The organism is Phenylobacterium sp. (assembly GCF_031412415.1).
In the GTDB taxonomy this organism is placed as follows: Bacteria; Pseudomonadota; Alphaproteobacteria; order Caulobacterales; family Caulobacteraceae; genus Phenylobacterium.
Map to the genome: position 1 here is coordinate 1 of NZ_JANOCX010000406.1, position 6,832 is coordinate 6,832.

A 6,832-nucleotide genomic window follows, 5' to 3' on the forward strand; every position below is an offset into this window, starting at 1 on the left:
CCTGCCGACCGCGCCCGCTCTGAAGCCGGCCATCGCCCCGCCGCCGCCCGCCGCGCCCAAGGCCGCTGTTCCGGCGCCCAAGGCTGCCGCACCGGCGTCCATCCCGCCGCCCAAGGCCGCCCCGGCGGTCGGCCCCGCGCCGAAGGCCGCCGCCGGCGGCGCCGCCTCGGTCCAGATCGGCGCTTTCTCGTCCCAGGCCCTGGCCGACAAGGGCTGGAACGACGCCGCCAAGGCCGCGCCAGGCCTCGCGGCCGGCAAGGGCAAGCGCGTGGAGCAGATCCAGAAGGACGGCTCGACCCTATTCCGGACCACCGTCACCGGCTTCGCCTCACGCGCGGCGGCGACGGATTTCTGCAATCAGCTCAAGGCCTCGGGCAAGAACTGCTTCGTGAAATAGTGACCAGCGCCTCGATCCTCGGCTGTGGCGGCCTGACCCTCTCTGCGGAGGAGAAGGCCTTCTTCAGCGACGTCGCGCCCTGGGGCTTCATCCTGTTCGCGCGCAATATCGACACGCCGGACCAGGTGCGCCGCCTGGTCGACGAACTGCGCGCCACGGTCGATCGGGCCGATGCGCCTGTGCTGATCGACCAAGAGGGCGGCCGCGTTCAGCGCCTGGGACCGCCGCACTGGCGGCGCTATCCGCCTGGGCGCGCCTATGGCGAGCTGAGCGCCAACGATCCGCTGCTTCGGCGGGAGATCACCCGTCTGGGCGCGCGACTGCTGGCCCACGACCTAGCCGCCCTGGGGATCAACGTTGACTGCGTGCCGGTCCTGGACGTGCCTGTCGAGGGCGCGCACGAGATCATCGGTGACCGCGCCTATGCCAGGACCCCTGAAGGCGTCGCCCTGCTGGGTCGAGCGGCCTGCGAAGGCTTGATCGCCGGCGGTGTCCTGCCGGTCATCAAGCACATCCCAGGGCACGGCCGCGCCACCGCCGATAGCCATCTGGACCTGCCGGTGGTCGACGCCGCCTACGAGGACCTCGACACCCGAGACTTCGCGCCGTTCAAGATGCTGTCGGACATGCCGATGGCCATGACCGCCCACGTGGTCTACGCCGCCGTCGATCGCCGCAAGCCCGCCACCACTTCTAAAAAGGTGATGCGCGACGTGATCCGCGGCGCCATCGGCTTCGACGGCCTGGTGATGAGCGACGACCTGTCCATGAAGGCCCTGGGGGGCGCCTTCGCCGACCGCGCCCGAGCCTCGCTGGCCGCCGGCTGCGACGTGGTCCTGCACTGCAACGGCGACATGGGCGAGATGAAGCAGGTGATCGCCGGGACGAAGGCGCTGTCGGGCCAAGCCCTGCGCCGCGCCAAGGCCGCGATGGGCCGGCTCGCCAAGGTGCGGGAACCGTTCGATCTGAACGAAGCCTTGGCCCGCTTCGACGCCGCCTTCGAAGGCCGATGGGCGGCATGAGCGCCTTCCAGCCCAATCTCGACTTCGAGGCCGCCAACACGGCGGCTGAGGACGGCGAGGCGTTGATCATCGATCTGGACGGCTACGAGGGGCCGCTCCATGTGCTGTTGGCCCTGGCTCGGACCCAGAAGGTCGACCTGATGCAGCTCTCCATCCTGAAGCTGGCCGAGCAGTACCTGACCTTCGTGCAACAGGCCCGTCGCGTGCGGTTCTCGTTGGCGGCGGACTATCTGGTGATGGCGTCCTGGCTGGCCTACCTCAAGTCGCGTCTGCTGCTGCCCAAGCCCGAGCGGCCTAAGGCCGAGGAGGCTCCAGCCGAGGAGATGGCCGCTCAATTGGCCTTCCGACTGGCCAAGCTGGACGCCATGCGCAAGGCGTCCGAGGCGCTGCGCGATCGTCCGCAACTGCGCCGCGAGGTGTTCACCCGCGGTGATCCCCAGGCCATCACCGTCATCCCGTCGACGCGGCTGGAGGGTGATCTCTACGGCCTGATGAGCGCCTATATCGACCAGCGACGGAAGGAGCAGGGCCGTCACTACACGCCGCGCGCGCCCCAGGCCTATCCGCTGGAGCATGCCCGCGACCGCCTGCGCCACATGCTGCCGGACCTGGAACGCTGGACGCCGCTGTCTGGGGTCGCTCCGCTGAAGCCTTCGGGGGAGGGACCGAGCCAGGCCTCCTACACCGCGTCCACCCTGTCGGCGAGCCTTGAGCTGGTGCGTGAAGGCGCCATGGAGGCCCGCCAACTGGAAGCTTTCGCCGACCTCTATCTGCGCGCGCGCAAGCGAGCCGGCGCATGACCAGCGAGACCGAACGCCAGGTCGAGGCGCTGTTGTTCGCCGCCGCGGGTCCGCTCAGCCTGGACGATATGGCCAAGCGCCTGCCGCAGGGCGCCGACGTCGAGGCCGCCGTTGCAGGCCTGCGGGCGACCTATGCGGGGCGGGGCGTGGAGCTCGCCTGCATCGCCGACCGCTGGCGCTTCCAGACCGCCGCCGACCTGGCCTTCCTGATGACCGAGGAGCGCGAGGAGCCGCGCCGGCTGTCCAAGGCCGCGCAGGAGACCCTTGCGATCATCGCCTATCACCAGCCGGTGACCCGCGCCGAGATCGAGGCCGTGCGCGGGGTGCAGGCCAGTCGCGGCACGCTGGATGTCCTATTGGAACTGGGCCTGGTGCGGATGCGCGGCCGCCGCCGTACGCCGGGTCGCCCAGTAACCTACGGCACCACGGACGCCTTTCTCGAGCACTACGGCCTGGCGAACCTGTCCGACCTGCCGGGCGCGGGGGACATGCGCGCGGCGGGGCTGCTCAGCCTGGACCTGCCGGCGGACTTCGCCGTTCCCGCGCCCGGTATGGAAAATCTGGACGAAGACCCCCTCGACGACGGCGAGGCGCCCGAGTTTCATACAGACTTCGTGGGGCAGGACGAGCCGGGGCGTTAGGACGCGTTGGCGCTTTGCCGCGCAACTGACTATATTCCCGCGCAACACAGGGCGGGCGTGCGGCCCGTGTCGGCCGCCGACGTGAAGGAGTTTTGTCGCCATGGGCGCAATGAGTTGGATTCACTGGGTCATCGTCATCGCGGTGGTCGCGCTGCTGTTCGGCGGCCGCGGCAAGCTGTCGGGCATCATGGGCGATGCGGCCAAAGGCATTCGCGCCTTCCGCGACGGCCTGAAGGACGAGCCGACGACGGCGGACGCTTCCAAGCCTCTGCCCAAGACCGAAAAAGACGAAGCCCGCGGCTGAGCCGCCGGCGCACGTAGGATTCGCCCGCGCCGGTCTTGATCGGCGCGGGCTTACTTGTTTAGGCGACGTCTGATGCTTCCCGAGATCGGCGGATTGGAACTCCTGGTCATCGCCGCGGTCGCCTTGATCGTGGTGGGTCCAAAGGACCTGCCCGTCATGTTGCGCAAGCTGGGTCAGTTCACCGCCAAGCTGCGAGGCATGGCCAGCGAGTTCCGCGCCAGCTTTGACGAGATGGCCCGCCAGTCGGAGTTGGACGACCTGCGCAAGGAGGTCGAGGCCATGCGCAAGGGTCAGCTCTCCGACACCGCCGCGGCCTTCGACGCCTCCAACGCCCAGGTCGACCAGGTCTTCAACGAGATCGGCAACAGCCTCCAGGGTTCAGATGTGAGCTTCTCGCCGGCCATGGTCTCCACGCCGCAGGCGAACCCGGTCGAGATGAGCCAGATCGTGGAAGAGGCCAAGCCCAAGGCTCGCAAGGCGCCGACCAAGCCGAAGTCCAGCACCGCCAAGCCCACGGCCGCCCCGAAAGCCGCGACCAAGACCGCGACGCCCAAGAAGACCGCCAAGGCTGGAGCCAAGGCTTGAGCGAGTTCCACGACGACGACGACATCGAGTCCTCGCGGGCCCCGCTGCTGGACCACTTGGTCGAGCTGCGTTCACGGCTGATCATCTGCGTGGCCGCCATGGCGGTCGGTTTCGCGGTCTGTTTCGGATTCTCAGAGCCGATCTACCGCTTCCTGCTGCACCCTTTCGCCATCGCCTCGCAGCTGCTGGCCGCCGAGAACGCCGCCCACGTCCAACAGGCGGGCGGCTTCGACATCGTGAAATTCTTCGCCGGCACGCGAGACCTGTTCCTGGCCCTGATCGGCGCGCGCGAGGTTCCGCCCACCGCGGAAGGCGACAAACTCAACTTGATCTTCACCGCGCCGCTGGAATTCTTCTTCACCAAGCTGAAGCTCGCCGGCTTCGGCGCCGTGGTCCTGACCTTCCCGGTCCTGGCCTGGCAGGTCTACGGCTTCGTGGCGCCGGGGCTCTACAAGCGCGAGCGCAAGGCCTTCGTGCCATTCCTGTTGGCCTCGCCGACCCTGTTCCTGGCCGGGGCAAGCCTCGTCTACTACATCATCCTGCCGTTCGTTCTGTGGTTCTCGCTCAGCCAGCAGATCGTCGACGCCCAGGTCTCGGTGCAACTGCTGCCCAAGGTCTCGGACTATCTCAGCCTGGTCACCACCCTGCTGCTGGCTTTCGGACTGTGCTTCCAGCTCCCGGTGGTTCTGACCCTGCTGGGCATGGCCGGAATCGTGACTTCGGAAATGCTGCGCGCTGGCCGCCGCTACGCCATCGTGGCGGTCTTCGTGGTCGCCGCCGTCGTCACTCCGCCCGACCCGATCAGCCAGACCATGCTCGCCCTGCCGATCATCCTGCTCTACGAAATCTCGATCTGGTGCGTGAAGCTGATCGAGCGTTCGCGCCGCCGCGAGGACGAGGCGGGCACGGACGTGGTTCCGGTCTGACGGCGGGGGAGGGGTTGGCCCGATAGCCAACGCGCTCTAGAGAAAGCCGCTCAACTCCCACCTAGCGGCAGAGCCATGCACGACATCCGAGCCATTCGCGAAAACCCCGAGCTTTACGAGAAAGCCTGGGCTGCGAAGGGCCGTTCCGGCGCTGCGTTGGAAGCCGTCGCCCTGGACGCCAAGGTGCGCGCCGCCCAGGCCGCCTTGCAGGAGGCCCAGGCCGTCCGCAACAACGCCTCGAAGCTGATTGGCCAAGCCAAGGCCAAGAAAGACGAGGCCGAGGCCCAGCGCCTGATGGCCGAAGTGGAGGCCGTGAAGGGCGTGCTGGTGGAGCAGGGCGAGGCCGAGAAGGCTGCCGCCGAGGCCCTGCAGAACCTGCTGGCCCAACTCCCCAACATCCCGTTCCCCGACGTGCCCGCCGGCGACAGCGAACACGACAATGTGGAGGTCCGCCGCTGGGGCGAGCCTTTCGCCATCCAGAACCCCAAGGACCACGTCGATCTGGGTGAGAACCTGGGGATGATCGATTTCGAGGCCGCCGCGCGCATGAGCGGCGCGCGCTTCGTGATCCTGAAGGGCCAGATCGCCCGCCTCGAGCGCGCGCTGGGCCAGTTCATGCTGGACATGCAGACCCAGGAACACGGCTATCTCGAGGTCTCACCGCCGCTGCTGGTGAACGACGCGGCGGCCTATGGCACCGACAAGCTGCCGAAGTTCGCCGACGACCTGTTCCGGACCACCGACGGCCGCTGGCTGATCCCGACCGCCGAGGTCCCGCTCACAAGCATGGTCATGGGCCAGATCGTCGCCGAGGAGGAGCTGCCGCTTCGCCTAACGGCGCTGACCGCCTGCTTCCGCTCAGAGGCCGGCGCCTCGGGCCGCGACACACGCGGGATGATCCGTCAGCACCAGTTTTACAAAGTTGAGCTCGTCTCGATCACCGCGCCCGAGGACTCCGAGGCCGAGCACGAGCGGATGGTGGGCTGCGCCGAGGCGGTGTTGAAGGCCCTGGAACTGCCCCACAGGACGATGCTGCTCTGCACCGGCGACATGGGTTTCGGCGCGCGCAAGACCTACGATCTGGAGGTCTGGATTCCGTCGGAAGACCGCTATCGCGAGATCAGCTCCTGCTCCAACACAGGCGATTTCCAGGCGCGGCGCATGGATGCGCGGACCAAGAAGGCCGGCGAGAAGGGCACGCGCTACGTCCACACGCTCAACGGCTCCGGCCTTGCGGTCGGCCGCACACTAGTGGCGGTGATGGAAAACTATCAGGACGAAAACGGCCGTATCGCCATCCCACAGGCCCTGCATCCCTACCTCCCCGGACTGACCCACATCGGTGGTGAATGAGAATCCTCCTGACCAACGACGACGGGATCCACGCCGAGGGCCTGGTCGCGCTGGAGAAGATCGCCAAGGTGCTGTCCGACGACGTCTGGATCTGTGCGCCGGAGTACGAGCAGTCCGGCGCCAGTCGGGCCCTGACCCTGTCCGACCCGGTCCGCGTGCGCACCCTGGACCCGCGCCGTTTCGCCACCACCGGCACGCCTACGGACTGCGTACTGCTTGGGGTCACCGAGCTGATGGGCGGGCTCAAGCCCGATCTCGTGCTGTCGGGGGTCAATCGCGGCGCCAATCTGGCCGAGGATGTCACCCTGTCGGGGACGGTGGCCGGCGCCATCGAGGGCATGGCGCTGGGCATTCCCTCCATCGCGCTGTCGGCGACCAACTGGGCCGTCGAGGGCCAGGACCTGTTCGCCCCTGCTGAACACTTCGGCGCCGGCATCGTGCGCAAGCTGGTCGAGCTGGGCTGGCCCGCCGACGTGATCATGAACGTCAACTTCCCAGCGCGGCCGATCGCCGAGATCGTCGAGGTGGAGGTGACCCGCCAGACCTTCCGGGATGTGGCGGTTCGTCACGCCGAAAAGCGCACCGACCTCCGCGATCGTGACTATTACTGGATGGGGTTCAGGCAAGAGCGCTCGAAACCCGCCGCTGGCACCGACCTGCTGGCCATCTACGAAGGTCGAATTTCCGTGACCCCCTTGCACATCGACCTGACTCACGCCGAAACGGTGCATCGCCTGAAGGGCGTCCTGGGCGGCGTTCCGCCGAAGGCTTGAGGCGATCCATGGCCAAGCACGACGCGGACAA

At 67.8% G+C, this 6,832-nt stretch carries 9 protein-coding genes; all 9 read left to right on the top strand.

Annotated features, from left to right (window positions below; genetic code table 11):
* On the top strand, nt 1-397 hold a 397-nt coding region (locus RMO04_RS19000), incomplete at its 5' end, for an SPOR domain-containing protein (RefSeq protein ID WP_309646342.1).
* Nucleotides 394-1,419 (top strand): beta-N-acetylhexosaminidase, encoded by a 1,026-nt coding sequence (gene nagZ / locus RMO04_RS19005; RefSeq protein WP_309646343.1) that lies wholly within the window; start codon nt 394-396, stop codon nt 1,417-1,419. The genes RMO04_RS19000 and nagZ, both read left to right, overlap by 4 nt.
* Nucleotides 1,416-2,219 (top strand): ScpA family protein, encoded by an 804-nt coding sequence (locus RMO04_RS19010; protein WP_309646336.1) that lies wholly within the window; start codon nt 1,416-1,418, stop codon nt 2,217-2,219. The genes nagZ and RMO04_RS19010 overlap by 4 nt, the downstream gene beginning before the upstream one ends.
* Nucleotides 2,216-2,860, top strand: coding sequence for an SMC-Scp complex subunit ScpB (scpB, locus tag RMO04_RS19015; protein ID WP_309646337.1), 645 nt, complete (start codon nt 2,216-2,218; stop codon nt 2,858-2,860). Before RMO04_RS19010 ends, scpB begins: the two co-directional genes overlap by 4 nt.
* Nucleotides 2,861-2,960: 100 nt before the next feature.
* Nucleotides 2,961-3,164 (top strand): twin-arginine translocase TatA/TatE family subunit, encoded by a 204-nt coding sequence (tatA, locus tag RMO04_RS19020; RefSeq protein ID WP_254833651.1) that lies wholly within the window; start codon nt 2,961-2,963, stop codon nt 3,162-3,164.
* Nucleotides 3,165-3,236: 72 nt separating this feature from the next.
* Nucleotides 3,237-3,749 carry a Sec-independent protein translocase protein TatB gene (gene tatB / locus RMO04_RS19025; protein ID WP_309646338.1) on the top strand — a complete coding sequence of 171 codons (513 nt, stop codon included), beginning with the start codon at nt 3,237-3,239 and terminating at the stop codon, nt 3,747-3,749.
* Entirely contained in the window at nt 3,746-4,675 is a 930-nt protein-coding gene (gene tatC / locus RMO04_RS19030) for a twin-arginine translocase subunit TatC (RefSeq protein WP_309646339.1), read from the top strand. Before tatB ends, tatC begins: the two co-directional genes overlap by 4 nt.
* Before the next feature lie 75 nt (nt 4,676-4,750).
* Entirely contained in the window at nt 4,751-6,028 is a 1,278-nt protein-coding gene (gene serS / locus RMO04_RS19035; protein WP_309646340.1) for a serine--tRNA ligase, read from the top strand.
* Entirely contained in the window at nt 6,025-6,801 is a 777-nt protein-coding gene (gene surE / locus RMO04_RS19040) for a 5'/3'-nucleotidase SurE (protein ID WP_309646341.1), read from the top strand. The genes serS and surE overlap by 4 nt, the downstream gene beginning before the upstream one ends.
* The last annotated feature ends 31 nt before the right edge of the window (nt 6,802-6,832 follow it).